This is a genomic window from Geodermatophilus sp. SYSU D00663 (assembly GCF_054050655.1).
In genome coordinates, this window is sequence record NZ_JBJGZT010000023.1 from 38924 (window position 1) to 54280 (window position 15357).

Below are 15357 nucleotides of genomic sequence, written 5' to 3' on the forward strand. Positions count from 1 at the left end.
GATGTGCCACGTCGTGTCGCGCCCGGGACGCCGTTTCCTGTCACTTCTCCACATCGGACGGTGTCCCGGATCGACGCCCGTGGGCGATCAGAGCCATGGCATCTGCGCCGCCGTCGGCGCATCCTCCCCGCGTCCGCATCCCCCTGACCCCGGGAGCCCACCATGAGCACCACCCGCACCCGCACCGCCGTCGTCCTGGCCGCCGCCACGGCCGCCCTCGGCCTCGCCCTGCCCTCCGCCTCCGCCGCCTCGTGCAGCACGGCGTGGGGCTCCCAGCCGGAGGCCGTCTCCGACGGCGGCGGCGGCACCCTCGACGACGTCCGCGCCGGCCGCCACGACTGCTACGACCGGCTGGTCCTGGACCTCGACGGGATCGACGCCGCCGACGTGGGCTACGACGTCCGGTACGTGCCCCAGGTCGTGCAGGACGGCTCGGGCCGGCCCGTGCCCCTGCGCGGGGCGGCCGACCTGCAGGTCGTCGTGCACACCCCCGGGCACACCGACGCCGGGGCGGCGACCTACGACCCGCGCACCGACGCCGAGGCCGTCGCCGTCGGCGGCTACCGCACCTTCCGGCAGGTCGCCTACGCCGGCTCGTTCGAGGGCAGCAGCACCGTCGGACTCGGCGTCCGCGCCCGCCTGCCGTTCCGCGTGCTGGTCCTCGACGGTCCCGGCGACGGCTCGCGCCTCGTCGTCGACGTCGCGCACACCTGGTGAGCACCACGACCGGGCCGGGACCACCCCCGGCCCGGTCGGCCCGCCGGCGTCAGCGCGCCGGCGGGTCCGTCCGGTCGTCGCGCCCGGGGGCGCTCCGCTTCGGTCCCTCGATGGCGCGGGGCGCGCGGCGCAGGTCGTCGAGCAGGTCCTGACCGGGCCGGCGCGGCGGGTCGACCAGCTCCGCCGGGGTGTCGGGGACGACGACCTGCGGGTGGTCGTCCTCCGGCTCGAAGCTGCGCGGGATCCGCTTGAGGTGCCGGTTCATCGACCGGACCAGCACGAACACGGCGAGCAGCAGGACCAGGGTGAGGAACAGCCCGAACGGGCCGGACTTGCCGACGTCCTCGGGCAGCTGCTCCTCGGCGGCCAGGACCGCCCCGGCCAGCGCGCCGCTCACCAGCCCGGTGGTCACGGGACCGGCACCTCGCTGCGGATGCCGGCGAACAGGTCGTCCTCCGGCAGCGTCGAGTCCACCAGCGAGCGGGCCAGCTCGTAGTCCTCGGTCGGCCACACCCGCTGCTGCAGGTCCATCGGGCAGGCGAACCAGCGGCCGTTCGGGTCGATCTGGGTGGCGTGCGCGATCAGCGCGGCGTCCCGCACCGGGAAGTACTCGGCGCACGGGACGCGGGTGGTGACGCGGTGGCTCATGTCGCGCTCCGGGTCCCAGTTCGCCAGCCACTCGGCGTAGGGCGACTCGGCTCCGGTCTCGAGCATCGCCTCGTGCAGCGCCCGCGTCCGGGTCAGCGTGAAGCCCATGTGGTAGTAGAGCTTGCTCGGCTGCCAGGGCTCGCCCAGCTCGGGGTAGCGCTCCGGGTCACCGGCCGCCTCGAAGGCGTGCACCGAGACCTCGTGGGTCTTGATGTGGTCGGGGTGCGGGTAGCCACCGCGCTCGTCGTAGGTGAGCACGACCTGCGGGCGGAACCGGCGGATCAGCGCCACCAGCGGCGCGGCCGCCTCCTCGGTGGGGACCAGCGCGAAGCAGCCCTCGGGCAGCGGCGGCAGCGGGTCGCCCTCGGGCAGGCCGGAGTCGACGAACCCGAGGAACTCCTGCTGGACGCCGAGGATCTCCCGGGCCCGGGCCATCTCCTCGACGCGCAGCTGCGGCAGGCGCTCCCAGATCTCCGGGCGGTCCAGCGAGGGGTTCAGCACCGAGCCGCGCTCACCGCCGGTGCAGGTCGCCACCATCACCTCGACGCCCTCGGCGACGTACTTCGCCATCGTCGCCGCGCCCTTGCTCGACTCGTCGTCGGGGTGGGCGTGCACGGCGAGCAGGCGCAACTGGTCGGCGTCGGTCACCTCCCCAGTGTCCCCCGACGCGCCGACGGAACGCCGCCGACGGGTCCCCCGGAGGGCTGGATGTGGCGCCTGTCACGGGATGCTCCGGTACCGTCCGCTCCCCGGCAGGGAGCGGATCGCGTCCCTGCACGGGCCGCCCGGCCGGTGTTAGCTTGGCCGGATCGACGTCGCCGCCTCCCGACCGGGACGCGGCTCCCGAGCTGTGCAGGAGTACCCCGCGTGACCACCCCCACTGAGAACGAGCAGGGCATCTGGCTGACCCAGGAGGCCCACGACCGGCTGAAGGCCGAGCTCGACCAGTTGGTGGCCGGCCGGCCCGCCATGGCCGCCGAGATCAACGCCCGCCGCGAGGAGGGCGACCTCAAGGAGAACGGTGGCTACCACGCCGCCAAGGAGGAGCAGGGCAAGCAGGAGGGCCGGATCCGGCAGCTGACCGACCTGCTCCGCAAGGCGCGCGTGGGCGAGCCGCCGACGACGGCCACCACCGCCGAGCTCGGCACCGTCATCACCATCCGCTTCCAGGGCGACGACGAGACCGAGAAGTTCCTGCTCGGCTCCCGCGAGATCGCGGGCACCACGGACCTCGCCGTCTACTCGCCGGAGTCGGCGATGGGCTCGGCGATCCTCGGCGCGAAGCCGGGCACCTCGGTCACCTACCAGGCGCCCAACGGCCGCGACATCACCGTCGAGGTCGTCGCCGTCGAGCCGTTCGTCCCCTGACCCGGCCCCGCGTCGTGGCCCGCTCCCGGCGGGCGGAGAACACCGGCTTCGTCTGCGTGCACTGCGCCGCCGACGTCCCCGCGAACACCGACGGGCACTACCGCAACCACTGCCCGGTGTGCCTGTGGTCGCTGCACGTCGACGACCTGCCCGGCGACCGCGCCAGCGACTGCCGGCAGCCGATGCAGCCGATCGGCCTGGTGGAGAAGTCCGGCAAGGGCTGGCAGGTGGTGCACCGCTGCACGGCGTGCGGTCACCGCCAGCCCAACCGGCTCGTCCGCGACGGCGACGCCCCCGACGACCTGGACCTGGTCCTCTCGCTCCCCTGGTTGTAGGCCGCCGCTCCCGGGGCGTTCCTCGCGGTCCGGCGGTGCTGCAGGACCCCCGGAGGACGAGGAACGCCCCGGGAGCGGACGCGCTCAGGCGGGCGCCAGCCCGCGGCGGCGGAGCAGGGGTGCCGGGTCGGCGTCGCGTCCGCGGACGGCGCGGAAGGCCTCCAGCGGATCCACCGACCCGCCGCGGGACAGCAGCCGCTCGCGGAAGACGTCGCCGTTCTCCCGCCGCAGGCCCCCGTTCTCCCGGAACCACTCGACGGTGTCGGCGTCGAGCACCTCCGACCAGATGTAGGAGTAGTAACCCGCCGCGTAGCCGCCGGCGAAGACGTGCTGGAAGTACGTCGTCCGGTAGCGCGGCGGCACCAGGTCGGAGGCGACGCCGGCCGCCTCGAGCGCCCGCCGCTCGAACTCCGCCGGGTCGCCGATCTCGGTCTCCGGGGTGATCCGGTGCCAGGCCTGGTCCAGCAGCGTCGCGGCGAGGTACTCCAGCGTCGCGAACCCCTCGCCCCACAGCCGGGCGGCGTCGAGCGCCTCGACGGCGGACGACGGCAGCGGCTCCCCCGTCTCGACGTGCCGCGCGTAGTGCGCGAGCACCTCCGGCCACAGCGCCCACACCTCGTTGACCTGGCTCGGGAACTCGACGAAGTCCCGCGGCACCGCGGTCCCGGCGAAGCGCGGGTAGGTCACGGCGGAGCTCAGCCCGTGCAGCGCGTGGCCGAACTCGTGGAACAGCGTGTCGACCTCGTCGAGGGTCAGCAGCGTCGGCCGCCCCTCGGGCGCGCGGGCCACGTTGAGGTTGTTGACGACGACCGGCCGGGTGCCCAGCAGCCGCGACTGGGGGACGAACGAGCTCATCCACGCGCCGCCGCGCTTGCCCTCGCGCGCGGTGAAGTCGCCGAGGTAGAGGCCGACCGCCTCGCCGTCGGGACCGCTGACCTCCCACACGCGGACGTCGGGGTGGTAGCCGGCGAGGTCCGGGCGGGGGGTGAACCGGAAGCCGTAGAGCAGCTCCGCGGCGCGGAAGACGCCGTCGACGAGCACCCGGTCCAGCTCGAACCACGACCGCAGCGCGGCGGTGTCGACCGAGTACCGCTCCGCGCGCACCCGCTCGCTGTAGAAGGCCCAGTCCCAGGGCGCGAGCTCCGCGACGCCGTCGCGGGCGGCGACCTCGGCCAGCACCGCGGCCTCCGCCCGCGCGTTCGCCGTCGACGGGCCGACCATCGGGGTGAGCATCGCGTCGACGGCGGCGGTGCTGCCGGCGGTCTGGTCGGCGAGGACCAGGTCGGCGTGGGTGGCGAAGCCGAGCAGCCGGGCGCGCTCGGCCCGCACCCGGGCGATCCGGACGGCCACCGGCCCGTTGTCGTGCTCTCCGGACGACGCGCGGGTCACCGACGCCTCGAACACGCGGCGGCGCAGCTCCCGGTCCCGCAGCTTGGCCAGCACCGGCTGTCCGGTGGGCAGCAGCAGCGGCAGCACGTACCCGTCCAGGCCGCGGTCGGCGGCGGCGCGGGCGGCGGCGGCGACCTCCTCCTCGGACAGCCCGTCGAGCTCGGCGGCATCCGCGACCCGGACGGCGGCGGCCTCGGTGGCCAGCTGCAGGTTCTGCCCGAACTGCGTGGACAGCTCCGACAGCTCCCGGTTCAGCCCCGACAGCCGGGCGCGGCCGGCCTCGTCTAGCCGGGCGCCGGCCAGCACCCGGTCGAGGTGGTGCCGCTCCACCAGCCGGACCGCCTCGGGGTCCAGGTCCGCGGAGTGCCGGTCGGCGTGGACGGCGTCGACGCGGGCGAACAGCGCAGGGTCCAGCCGCAGCGCGTCGACGTGCGCGGCCTCCAGCGGCGCGAGCTCGCGCTCGATCTCCCGCAGCCGCGGCGAGGACAGCGACGAGGACAGGTTGCCGAACACCGCCTCGGCCCGGCGCAGCAGCGCGCCGGAGCGCTCGAGGGCCTCGATCGTGTTCGCGAAGGTCGGCGGCTCGGCCGAGCCGGTGATCGCGGCGATCTCCGCGCGCTGCTCGGCCATCCCGGCCAGGACCGCCTCGCGGCAGTGCTCGAGGGTGATGTCGGCGAACGGCGGCAGCCCGTACGGCAGCGGCGACTCGGCGAACAGCGGGTTGTCAGCGGACACGGCGGGGGCGGACTCGGCGCTCATCGCCGTCCATCCTGCGCCGCCCCGGAGCGTCGGACACGGGTGGCCCGGAACCGGCGAGGTCCCGGGTCACCCGTGTCCAGGCATGACACCGCGGTCCTCCCGGACCGCACCGCGACCACGTGCCGTCCCGGCTGCCGCCGAGCCGGACCCGCCGCTCCTCGCGGAGGCCTCCGGCCCCCACGCGTCCCGGCGACGGCGGCTCCGCCGCCGGGACGAGCGCGCGGATCAGCGGCTGGCGGTGCGCTGGTAGAGGCGGACCGACAGCGGCACGAACACCGCGAGGATGACCGCCGTCCAGATCAGCGTGTACAGCACCGGGTTCTGCAGCGGCCACGCGTCGGGCACCGGGTAGCCGGCGGGCACGTTGCCGAACAGCTCCCGCGCGGCCAGCGTCACCGAGGAGACGGGGTTCCACTCGGCGAAGGTGCGCAGCACCGCCGGGAAGGTCTCCAGCGGCACGAAGGTGTTGGCGATGAACGTCAGCGGGAAGATCACGATGAAGCTGGCGTTGTTCACCACCTCCGGCGTGCGGACCAGCAGCCCCACCACCGCCATCAGCCACGAGATCGCGTAGGCGAACACGAGCAGCACGAGGAACCCGCCCACCGCCTCGCCGATCGAGGAGTTGATCCGCCACCCGACCACCAGGCCGGTCAGCGCCATCACCGTGATCGAGATGACGTTGAGCCCGGAGTCGGCGATCGTGCGCCCGACCAGCACCGCCGACCGGGACATCGGCAGCGACCGGAACCGGTCGATCAGCCCCTTCTGCAGGTCCTCGGCGATGCTCGCGCCGGTGACGGTCGACCCGAAGACGACGGTCTGCGCGAAGATGCCCGGCAGCAGGAACTCCGCGTAGCTGATGCCCGGCGGCAGCCCGCCGATGGCGCCGCCGAACACGTAGCGGAACAGCACCACGAACATGATCGGCGACAGCGTCGCGAACACGATCAGGTCGGGCACCCGCTTGACCTTGATCAGGTTGCGCTTGGTGATGACGACGCTGTCGGACAGCGTCGCGGCCAGCGAGGTCATCGCACGCCTCCCGTGGGGACCGGCTCGGCCGGGGTCTCGTCGGTGGCGCCGGCGTCCCCGCCCTCGGCGGCGTGGCCGGTCAGCGCCAGGAACACGTCGTCGAGGTCGGGGCGGCGCAGCCCGACGTCGAAGATGTCGGCGGTGTGGCCGTCGAGCCGGCGCAGCGCGTCGGCCAGGACCTCCGCGCCGCCGCTGACCGGGATGCTCAGCCGGCGCGCCTGCTCGTCGACGTGCGGCTCGTCCACCGCCAGCGGCCGCAGCCGCGCGACCATCTCCGGCAGGGCGCCGGCGTCGGTGACCGCGAACTCCAGCCGCTGCCCGCCGACCTGCGCCTTGAGCTCGTCGGCCGTGCCGCGCGCGATCGCCCGGCCGCGGTCGATGACCACCATCCCGTCGGCCAGCCGGTCGGCCTCCTCCAGGTACTGGGTGGTGAGCAGGATCGTCGTCCCGCCGTCGGCGAGGTCGGCGATGAACTCCCACATCGCCAGCCGGCTGCGCGGGTCCAGCCCGGTGGTGGGCTCGTCGAGGAAGAGCACCCGCGGCCGGGCGATGAGCGAGGCGGCGATGTCCAGCCGCCGGCGCATGCCGCCGGAGTAGGTCTTCGCCGGCCGGTTCGCGGCGTCGGTGAGGTCGAACCGCTCGAGCAGCTCCCCCGCCCGGGCCCGCGACTCCCGCTTCCCCAGCCGGTACAGCCGGCCCACCATCTCCAGGTTCTCGAAGCCGGTCAGGTACTCGTCGACCGCGGCGTACTGCCCGGTCAGCCCGATGACCGAGCGCACCCGGTCCGGCTCCCGGACGACGTCGACGCCGGCCACCTGCGCGCGCCCGCCGTCGGGCTGCAGCAGCGTGGTCAGGATGCGGACGACGGTCGTCTTGCCCGCGCCGTTGGGCCCGAGCAGGCCGAGCACCGTGCCCTCGGGAACGGCGAGGTCCACCCCCGCCAGCGCCGTGTTCGACCCGAAGCGCTTCTGCAGTCCCTCGACGAGGATCGCGTCGTTCATGACAGGGAAACTAGGTGTGAGCACCGACACTTCCCGAGTCCTTTTCGCGACCCGCGAACGACCCGACGCCTGCTGTTCTCCCCCACGACACCTCTCCCTGTCCGACGGTCCCGGAGGGCAGACCGACGGACGCGGGAGAAGTGAGCGCTAGGCCTCCGAGACGGCGAAGCCGGCCTGCTCGAGCGCGCCGGCGACGGTCCGCGCGTGGTCCGGGCCGCGGGTCTCGAGGACGACGAACACCTCGACCTGCCCGAGGTCCAGGCGCGTCGCCGTCCGCTCGTGCTCGACCTCGAGGACGTTCGCGCCGGCCTCGGCCAGGACGGCGAGCACCGCGGCCAGCGACCCCGGCCGGTCGGGGACGGCCAGGCGCAGCCGCAGGTACCGGCCGGCGGCGGCCATGCCGTGCTGGACCACCTTCATCATCAGCACCGGGTCGACGTTGCCGCCGGACACCACGGCGACCACCGGCGGCCGGAACACCTCCGGCTCGGCCATCACGGCCGCGACCGCGGCCACCCCGGCCGGCTCGACGACGAGCTTGGCCCGCTCCAGGCAGAACAGCAGCGCGCGGGAGAGGTCCTCCTCCCCCACCGTGCGCACGTCGTCGACCAGGTCGCGGACGTGCGCGAGGGTGAGGTCGCTGGGCGCGCCGACGGCGATCCCGTCGGCCATCGTGGACACCCCGGTCAGCGCCACCGGCCGCCCGGCGGCCAGCGACCCGGGGAAGGCGGCGGCCCCGGCCGCCTGCACCGCCACGACCCGCGCCTCGGGCCGCCGTGCCCGCACCGCGGCGGCCACCCCGGACACCAGCCCGCCGCCGCCGGTGCAGACGACGACGGTGGCGACGTCGGGGCACTGCTCGAGCAGCTCCAGCCCGACCGTCCCCTGCCCGGCGATGACGTCGGGGTGGTCGAAGGGGTGGATGAACACCGCCCCGGTCGCCCCGGCGTGCTCGACGGCGGCCGCCAGCGCCGCGGTCAGGTCGACCCCGACCAGGCGCGCGTCGGCGCCGTAGCCACGGGTGGCGGCGACCTTCGGCAGCGGCGCGGACTCGGGCATGAACACCGTGGCGCGGACACCGAGCATCCGGGCGGCCAGCGCCACCCCCTGCGCGTGGTTGCCGGCGCTGGCCGCGACGACCCCGCGGGCCCGCTCCTCCGCGGTCAGCCGGGACAGCCGCACGTAGGCGCCGCGGAACTTGAACGAGCCGGTGTGCTGCAGGTTCTCGCACTTGAGGTGCACCGGACCGCCGACCCGCTCGGCCAGCGCCCGCGAGTGCTCCAGCGGCGTGCGCCGGGCGACCCCGTCGAGCAGCCCGGCGGCGGCGACGACGTCGGCTCCGGTGACCAGCTCCGCTCCCATGCCCCGATCCTCGCAGGGAGCGCGATCCCGACCCGGCCGACGCAGCGGCTCCCGCATCGTGCCTGGTCGTCGTACCGTGGCTGAGGTGACGGACGTCGCCCCAGCGCAGACCCCACCCGCACCCACGACCCTCGGCGAGCTCCGTGCCAGCGGAGCCGTCGCCCGGCCGGTCAAGGCCGAGATCCGCGCCAACCTGCTCGCCCGCCTGGGCGCCGGCGAGCCCACCCTCCCGGGCATCGTCGGCTTCGAGGACACCGTCGTCCCCGAGGTCGAGCGGGCCCTCATCGCCGGCCACGACCTCGTCCTGCTGGGCGAGCGCGGCCAGGGCAAGACCCGCCTCATCCGCACCCTCGTCGGCCTGCTCGACGAGTGGACGCCGGTCCTCGCCGGCAGCGAGCTCAACGAGCACCCGCTGCAGCCGATCAGCGTGTGGGCGCACCGTCAGATCGCCGAGCACGGCGACGACACCCCGGTCGGCTGGCTGCACCGCAGTGAGCGCTTCGGCGAGAAGCTGGCCACCCCCGACACCAGCGTGGGCGACCTCATCGGCGACGTCGACCCGATCAAGGTGGCCGAGGGCCGCACGCTGGGCGACCCCGAGACGGTCCACTACGGCCTGGTCCCGCGCACCAACCGCGGCATCTTCAGCGTCAACGAGCTGCCCGACCTCGCCGAGCGGATCCAGGTCGCGCTGCTCAACGTGCTCGAGGAGCGCGACATCCAGATCCGCGGCTACCGCGTGCGGCTGCCGCTGGACCTGCTGCTCGTGGCCAGCGCCAACCCGGAGGACTACACCAACCGCGGGCGGATCATCACCCCGCTCAAGGACCGCTTCGGCGCCGAGGTGCGCACCCACTACCCGCTCGAGCTCGCCGACGAGATCCGCCTGCTGGACCAGGAGGCACGGACCAGCGGCCTCGGCGCCCCCAGCGGGCATGACGCGTTCGACGCCCCCGTCGTCCCCCAGCACCTGGTCGAGATCGTCGCCCGGTTCACCCGGCTGGTCCGCGAGTCCAGCCACGTCGACCAGCGATCCGGCGTCAGCGCCCGGTTCGCGATCGCCGGGCTGGAGACGGTGGCCGCCTCCGCCGTCCGCCGTGCCGCGATCGCCGGGGAGACCCGGCCGGTGGCCCGGGTGGTCGACCTGCCGGGGGTCGTCCCGGCCAGCCGCGGCAAGGTCGAGTTCGCCGACGCCGGCAGCGACCCCGACGACGACCGGGAGGTGGAGGTGCTGGAGCACCTGCTGCGGCAGGCGACCGCGCAGACCTTCCGGGCCCGGTGCGGCGGGCTGGACCTGACCGGCCTGCAGGAGCACTTCACCGGCGGCGAGACCGTCGAGTCCGGCGAGCTGGTGCCGGGCGCGGCGCTGCTGGGCCAGCTGGGCACCATCCCGCGGCTGGCCGAGCTGCTGGGCCGCCTCGGCGTCCCGGAGGGCGAGGAGTCCGCCGAGCAGGCGGCCGCCGCGGTCGAGTTCGCCCTCGAGGGGCTCTACCTCACCCGCCGGCTGGCCAAGGACACCGACGGCACCCGCACGGTGTACGGGGCCTGACGGTGGCGCGCCCACGCCCCGGCAGGGGGTACCGGTACGGCCGCTGGCGGGGCGGGCCCGACCCGCTGGCCCCGCCCTACGACCTGGGCAGCGCCGTCGACGAGATCGGCGACTCGGTGCTCGGCGGGAGCGGCGTCCGCGAGGCGCTGCGGGAGCTGCTGCGCCGCGGCATGGACGGCCGGCGCGGGCTCGACGAGCTGCGCCGCTCGGTGCGGGAGCGGCTGCGGCAGGCCCGCACCGCGGGCCGGATGGACGGCACGCTGCAGGAGGTCCGCGAGCTGCTCGACCGGGCGCTCGCGGCCGAGCGCCGGGAGCTGTTCCCCGACCCCGACGACCTGGCCCGGCTCAAGGAGGCCGAGCTCGACGCGCTGCCGCAGGACACCGCGGGCGCGGTCCGGGCGCTCAAGGAGTACGACTGGGCCTCGGCCGAGGCCCGGCAGACCTACGACCAGATCCAGGACCTGCTGCGGCGGGAGGTGCTCGACAGCTCCTTCGCCAACATGAAGCAGGCGCTGCAGAACGCCACCGAGCAGGACGTGCAGGCGGTCAAGGACATGGTCGCCGACCTGTCGCAGCTGGTGGACGCGCACAACCGCGGTGAGGACACCGAGGAGCGCTTCCGCGAGTTCATGGAGAAGCACGGGCAGTTCTTCCCCGACGACCCCCAGTCGGTGGACGAGCTGATCGACTCCCTCGCCCGCCGGGCCGCCGCGCAGGAGCGGATGATGGCCGGCCTGTCGCCCGAGCAGCGGGCGGAGCTGGCCGACCTGATGGCGCAGACCATGTCCGACCTGGGGCTGGCCAGCGAGATGGCCCACCTGCAGGACGCGCTGCGCCAGGCCCGTCCCGACCTGCCCTGGGGCCAGCGCGGCCAGGTGCCCGACGGCGAGCAGGGCCTGGGCCTCGGCGACGCCACCAGCGCCGTCGCGGAGCTGGCCGACCTCGAGGCGCTGTCCAACCAGCTCTCGCAGGGCTACGCCGGCGCCTCGCTGGCCGACGTCGACGAGGAGCTGCTGGAGCAGGCGCTGGGCCGCGAGGCCGTCGACGACCTCGCGGCGCTGCGGCAGATGGAGCGCGAGCTGGAGCGGCAGGGCTACCTCAACCGCTCCGACGGCAAGCTGGAGCTCTCGCCGAAGGCGGTGCGCCGGCTGGGCGCCACCGCGCTGCGGCGGGTGTTCGCCAAGCTCGACGCCACCGGCCGCGGCGAGCACGACGTCGCCGACGCCGGCGCCGCCGGGGAGCTCACCGGCAGCTCGCGGGAGTGGCAGTTCGGCGACGAGCAGCCGCTCGACGTCGTCCGCACGGTCCGCAACGCCGTGCTGCGCACCGCCGGCGACCCGCACGGGGACGGCGACCGCCGGGTCCGCATCGCCGTCGAGGACTTCGAGGTCGTGGAGACCGAGCGGCGCACCGGCGCCGCGGTCGCGCTGCTGGTCGACCTGTCCTACTCGATGGCGCTGCGCGGCACGTGGGGGGCGGCCAAGTCGACGGCGATGGCGCTGCACTCGCTGGTGACCACCCGCTTCCCGCAGGACGCGATCCAGATCATCGGGTTCTCGTCGACCGCGCAGGTGCTCAAGCCCGAGACGCTGGCCGAGCTGAGCGTCGACACGCTGCAGGGCACCAACCTGCAGCACGGGCTGATCCTCGCCCGCCGGTTCCTGGCCCGGCACCGGGACGCGGAGCCGGTGGTCCTCGTGGTCACCGACGGCGAGCCGACGGCGCACCTGGAGGAGGACGGCACGCCGTACTTCTGCTGGCCGCCGATGCCCGAGACGATCGCCCGGACCGTCGCCGAGGTGGAGCGGGTGGCCCGGTCCGGCGCGACGCTCAACGTGTTCGCGCTCGACCCCGAGCCGGGGCTGGTGCACTTCGTCCACGACATCACCGCGCGCGCCGGCGGCCGGGTCTTCACGCCCGACAGCGAGCGGCTCGGCGAGTACGTCGTCGCGGACTACCTGCGCACCCGTCGGGGACGCCGGGCCCGCTGAGGGGAGGGGTCGCCGCGAGCCCCGGGCCCGCGGCGGCCCTACCCGGACCGGCGGGCGGCCACCGGCCCTCAGCGGCGGCGCAGCACCCGGCCGTCGGGGAGGGTGCGACCGCTCAGGAGCGCGACCAGCGGGCCGCTGTCCGCGCGGACGACCTCACCGTCGCCCCGGCTCCACGCGGTGTCGGCGGCCTCGAGGCGGACACCGGTCAGGTCGAGCCCGAAGACGGCGCCGTCCGCGGCGGCGAGCCGGTCGAGGACGGCGACCACGGCCCCGGCCGGTGCGACCGGCGGCCGCCCGAGCGCGACGGTCACGTCCAGGGAGTGGATGACGGCGTGGCTCAGGGCCCCGGCCGCGCCACCGCCCGGCGGCTGCCACCCGTGCAGGACCGGCGAGCGCAGGGCGTCCAGCAGCTCGGCTGCCGGCAGGGAGGCGTCGCGGTCCGCCACGGTGTCGGAGAGCCGGGCGAAGTCCCCGCCCGCGGCCGCCATCTCGGCCCCGAACTGCTCGGCCGACAGCCGCGCGGGCATCGTCACGTGCGCCACCACGTGCCGGACCTGCCAGCCCGCGCACAGCGAGGGGGCGTCCCAGGTGCCGGCCGGCCCGGAGGCCAGCAGGTCCGCCAGGCCGTCGTACGTCTGCCCCACCCAGGACCGGAGGTCGTGCGCGTCCACCTCGTGCAGGCTCTCCGCCATCTCGTCCCCTTCTCTCGTCCGGCTGGTCAGGGTGCCGGGTCACGGGCGCCCAGGGGTGGACGCCCCGCGGCGGAGGAACTCATCGGTCCTGGCCCGGACGGGGCTGGGCCGCTGGGCGCCGGGGGCGGCCGCGGTCGGTCGGCTGCTCGTCGGCGGCGCACGTGCGTGGGTCCGGGGCGCCGCGTTGCGCCGGGCAGCCGGTGACCGGGCGCCGGCCCCTCCCGGCCGCGGTCCACGCTCGGTGCTCGCCCGATAGCGTGGCGCCGTGTCCCGATCGACCCGGCTCCTCCGCGCCGGCCTGCTCACCGCGGCCGGCGCCCTGCTGATCGCCGGCTGCGGAGGCGGCGGGGACGACTCCTCCGCGGCGTCGAGGCCACCCCGGTCGTGACGCAGCTGAGCGCCGCCCTCGAGGCGACCGAGACCCGGGGCGTCGCGGCCCTGCCGCCCCTGCTCGACCAGGCCGTCACCGCGTTCGACGGCGTGACCGCCCCCGGGGAGGTCGCCGCCGACCGGCAGGCGGTCCGCGACGGGCTCGCGCGGCTGCGCGCCCAGGTCGGCGCCATCGACCCGGACAGCCCGGGCGCCGACGGGCGGGTGGACGGCGCCGTCACCGCCGTCGAGGGCTCGGCGGCCGGACCGGCGCTGTCGCGCGTCGGGGCCCACCACGACCGGAACTGCGGCTCCGGGGCCGCGCCCACGAGGTGACCGTCACGGTCGAGGAGGTCGGCGTCGACGTCGTCCTGCCGCTGCGCAGCGCCGTCCTGCGCGACGGCGGGCCGGCCGCGATGCCCGGCGACGACGACCCCGCGACCGTGCACCTCGCGGCCCGGACCGCCGACGGGCGGGTGGTCGGCGTCGTCCGGCTGTCGCCCGCTCCCTGCCCGTGGCAGCCGGCCCGGGCGCCGTGGCAGCTGCGCGGCATGGCCACCGACCCCGCCGTGCGGGGCACCGGGGCCGGCCGCGCGCTGGTCGCGGCCGGCCGGGAGCTGCTCGCCGCGCGGGACGCGGACCTGCTGTGGTGCGACGCCCGCGTCCCCGCGGCCGGCTTCTACGAGCGGATGGGCTTCCGCGTGGTGACCGCGCCGTTCGACGTCGCGGGCATCGGCCCGCACGTCGGCATGCTCACCCCACTCGGAGCGGGTGGGCGCCGCTCGAGCTGATCCCGGGGATGCGTCCGGCGCGGAAGGCGTCGACGAACAGCCGGTGGTCCTCCTGCGTCTGCCGCGCGTAGGAGTGCGCGAAGTCGACCAGGTCGGCGACGAACTCCTCGCGCCGGCCGCCGACCATCGCCGACACAGCGTCCTCGGTCTGGAAGTCGACCAGCGTGTGGTCGCTGTCGACGTCCCCGACGCAGTGCATCTTCGCCGTCGCCCGGCCCAGCTGGGCCACGACCGGGGCGATCTCCTCGGGCTCGGTGAGGTCCTCCCAGTCCAGGTCCACCTCGTAGGGCGAGAGCTCCTGGACGACGAACCCGACGCCGTCGATCTCGGTGTGGCCGAGGAACTGCGAGGCGTTGGCCTGCAGCGCCCGCTGGCTGACCGCGGTGCGGTGCCCGTGGTGCTCGAAGTAGGAGCGGATCCGCTCGTCGCGGACGATCCGGCTGGGCGCGGCCACGTTGCCCTGCTTGAGCGACAGGACGACGTCGTTCTCCAGCGCCTGGTCGTAGCCCTCGAGCAGCACGTTGTAGGCGGGCAGGCCGGCGCTGCCGATGCCGAACCCGCCCGTGCCGATGACGTCCTTGACGTCGTAGGCGACGTCGCGGCGGCGCACCGGCGGGACGACGGTTTCCCGCCAGCGGTCCAGCGCGGCGAGCACCCGGTCGCGCTCGGCGTCCTCGAGCCGGCGGGTGCGGCCGCCGTCGGCGAACCGCCGCTGGTAGGTCTCGACGACGGTCGTGCGGTCGAGCAGCGCGGCCCGCGTGCGGGTGGTCGTCTCGAGGATCGCCTCGCGGACGGCCCCCTCGGTGTTCGCGGCGGTCAGCGCGAACGAGCGGTCGTCGTCGGAGCGGCGGAACGCCTCCACCTGGTCCAGGTAGGCGCCGAGGTAGGTGCCGACCAGCTCCCCGATCACGTCGTCGCCCAGGGCCTTGCGCCACGCCAGCAGCGCGAAGCTGGCGGCGAACCGGCGCAGGTCCCAGGTGACCGAGCCGACGTAGGCCTCGTCGAAGTCGTTGACGTCGAACACGATCCGCCCGGCGCCGTCCATGTAGGTGCCGAAGTTCTCCGCGTGCAGGTCGCCCTGGATCCACACCCGGCTGGTCCGCTCGTCGCACCAGGGGTCCTCGAGGCGGTCCATGTCGGCGTAGAAGAGGCAGGCGCTGCCTCGGTAGAACGCGAAGGGGTCGGCGGCCATCTTGCGGAACTTGGTGCGGAAGGCGTCGGCGTCGACGGCCATCAGCTCGGAGAAGGCCTCGACCAGGACGTCGACGATCAGCTGCGAGCGGTCACCGGGAGTTCGATCGGGGGCCACCCGTCGGGGGGATTCGGACACGGGGCGCACCGTAGGGGCCGA

16 protein-coding genes are annotated in these 15357 nt (G+C 75.2%); 8 read left to right on the top strand and 8 right to left on the bottom strand.

Annotated elements, in window-relative coordinates; all coding sequences use genetic code 11:
• Window positions 1–162: 162 nt before the first annotated feature.
• Complete coding sequence (locus ACI79Z_RS17185) at window positions 163–717, top strand: AMIN-like domain-containing (lipo)protein (RefSeq protein WP_456903329.1); 555 nt, start codon at window positions 163–165, stop codon at window positions 715–717.
• A 49-nt stretch (window positions 718–766) separates the two neighbouring features.
• Here the strand turns inward: ACI79Z_RS17185 and ACI79Z_RS17190 are convergent, their stop codons facing one another.
• Window positions 767–1129: a hypothetical protein gene (locus tag ACI79Z_RS17190; protein ID WP_456903330.1), complete on the bottom strand. Its 363-nt coding sequence runs from the start codon at window positions 1127–1129 to the stop codon at window positions 767–769.
• Window positions 1126–2013 (bottom strand): mycothiol conjugate amidase Mca, encoded by an 888-nt coding sequence (gene mca, locus ACI79Z_RS17195; RefSeq protein WP_387987880.1) that lies wholly within the window; start codon window positions 2011–2013, stop codon window positions 1126–1128. Before mca ends, ACI79Z_RS17190 begins: the two co-directional genes overlap by 4 nt.
• Window positions 2014–2232: 219 nt before the next feature.
• Between mca and greA the strand changes: the two genes are divergently transcribed.
• Together greA and ACI79Z_RS17205 are read left to right on the top strand one after the other, a co-directional pair.
• Complete coding sequence (greA, locus tag ACI79Z_RS17200; RefSeq protein WP_110907602.1) at window positions 2233–2733, top strand: transcription elongation factor GreA; 501 nt, start codon at window positions 2233–2235, stop codon at window positions 2731–2733.
• A gap of 14 nt (window positions 2734–2747) precedes the next feature.
• Window positions 2748–3068 carry an RNHCP domain-containing protein gene (locus ACI79Z_RS17205; protein ID WP_387987881.1) on the top strand — a complete coding sequence of 107 codons (321 nt, stop codon included), beginning with the start codon at window positions 2748–2750 and terminating at the stop codon, window positions 3066–3068.
• 84 nt (window positions 3069–3152) lie between these two features.
• Here the strand turns inward: ACI79Z_RS17205 and ACI79Z_RS17210 are convergent, their stop codons facing one another.
• From ACI79Z_RS17210 to ilvA, 4 genes are all read right to left on the bottom strand, one after another.
• Window positions 3153–5216: a M3 family metallopeptidase gene (locus tag ACI79Z_RS17210; RefSeq protein WP_456903331.1), complete on the bottom strand. Its 2064-nt coding sequence runs from the start codon at window positions 5214–5216 to the stop codon at window positions 3153–3155.
• 225 nt (window positions 5217–5441) lie between these two features.
• Complete coding sequence (locus ACI79Z_RS17215; RefSeq protein ID WP_387987883.1) at window positions 5442–6251, bottom strand: ABC transporter permease; 810 nt, start codon at window positions 6249–6251, stop codon at window positions 5442–5444.
• A complete protein-coding gene (locus tag ACI79Z_RS17220; protein ID WP_387987884.1) occupies window positions 6248–7252 on the bottom strand; it encodes an ATP-binding cassette domain-containing protein in 1005 nt (334 codons plus the stop codon). Before ACI79Z_RS17220 ends, ACI79Z_RS17215 begins: the two co-directional genes overlap by 4 nt.
• 147 nt (window positions 7253–7399) lie before the next feature.
• On the bottom strand, window positions 7400–8614 hold the full coding sequence (gene ilvA / locus ACI79Z_RS17225) for a threonine ammonia-lyase (protein ID WP_456903332.1): 1215 nt from the start codon (window positions 8612–8614) through the stop codon (window positions 7400–7402).
• Between the two features lie 85 nt (window positions 8615–8699).
• On the opposite strand from ilvA, the gene ACI79Z_RS17230 reads away from it, so the two are divergent.
• Both ACI79Z_RS17230 and ACI79Z_RS17235 read left to right on the top strand, forming a co-directional pair.
• Window positions 8700–10163 carry a sigma 54-interacting transcriptional regulator gene (locus ACI79Z_RS17230; protein WP_387987886.1) on the top strand — a complete coding sequence of 488 codons (1464 nt, stop codon included), beginning with the start codon at window positions 8700–8702 and terminating at the stop codon, window positions 10161–10163.
• 2 nt (window positions 10164–10165) lie between these two features.
• Window positions 10166–12154, top strand: a complete 1989-nt coding sequence (locus ACI79Z_RS17235) for a VWA domain-containing protein (protein ID WP_387987887.1) — start codon at window positions 10166–10168, stop codon at window positions 12152–12154.
• Window positions 12155–12222: 68 nt separating this feature from the next.
• On the opposite strand, the gene ACI79Z_RS17240 is transcribed toward ACI79Z_RS17235, so the two are convergent.
• Window positions 12223–12846 (bottom strand): maleylpyruvate isomerase family mycothiol-dependent enzyme, encoded by a 624-nt coding sequence (locus tag ACI79Z_RS17240; protein ID WP_456903333.1) that lies wholly within the window; start codon window positions 12844–12846, stop codon window positions 12223–12225.
• A gap of 265 nt (window positions 12847–13111) precedes the next feature.
• On the opposite strand from ACI79Z_RS17240, the gene ACI79Z_RS17245 reads away from it, so the two are divergent.
• The 3 genes from ACI79Z_RS17245 to ACI79Z_RS17255 are packed head-to-tail and all read left to right on the top strand — an operon-like array spanning window position 13112 to window position 14006.
• Window positions 13112–13234: a hypothetical protein gene (locus ACI79Z_RS17245; RefSeq protein ID WP_387987889.1), complete on the top strand. Its 123-nt coding sequence runs from the start codon at window positions 13112–13114 to the stop codon at window positions 13232–13234.
• Complete coding sequence (locus ACI79Z_RS17250) at window positions 13231–13551, top strand: hypothetical protein (protein ID WP_456903334.1); 321 nt, start codon at window positions 13231–13233, stop codon at window positions 13549–13551. The genes ACI79Z_RS17245 and ACI79Z_RS17250 overlap by 4 nt, the downstream gene beginning before the upstream one ends.
• Complete coding sequence (locus tag ACI79Z_RS17255; protein WP_387987891.1) at window positions 13548–14006, top strand: GNAT family N-acetyltransferase; 459 nt, start codon at window positions 13548–13550, stop codon at window positions 14004–14006. The genes ACI79Z_RS17250 and ACI79Z_RS17255 overlap by 4 nt, the downstream gene beginning before the upstream one ends.
• On the opposite strand, the gene ACI79Z_RS17260 is transcribed toward ACI79Z_RS17255, so the two are convergent.
• Window positions 13969–15336 (bottom strand): DUF2252 domain-containing protein, encoded by a 1368-nt coding sequence (locus ACI79Z_RS17260; RefSeq protein ID WP_387987892.1) that lies wholly within the window; start codon window positions 15334–15336, stop codon window positions 13969–13971. The two genes, ACI79Z_RS17255 and ACI79Z_RS17260, sit on opposite strands and share 38 nt — an antisense overlap.
• Window positions 15337–15357: the final 21 nt, after the last annotated feature.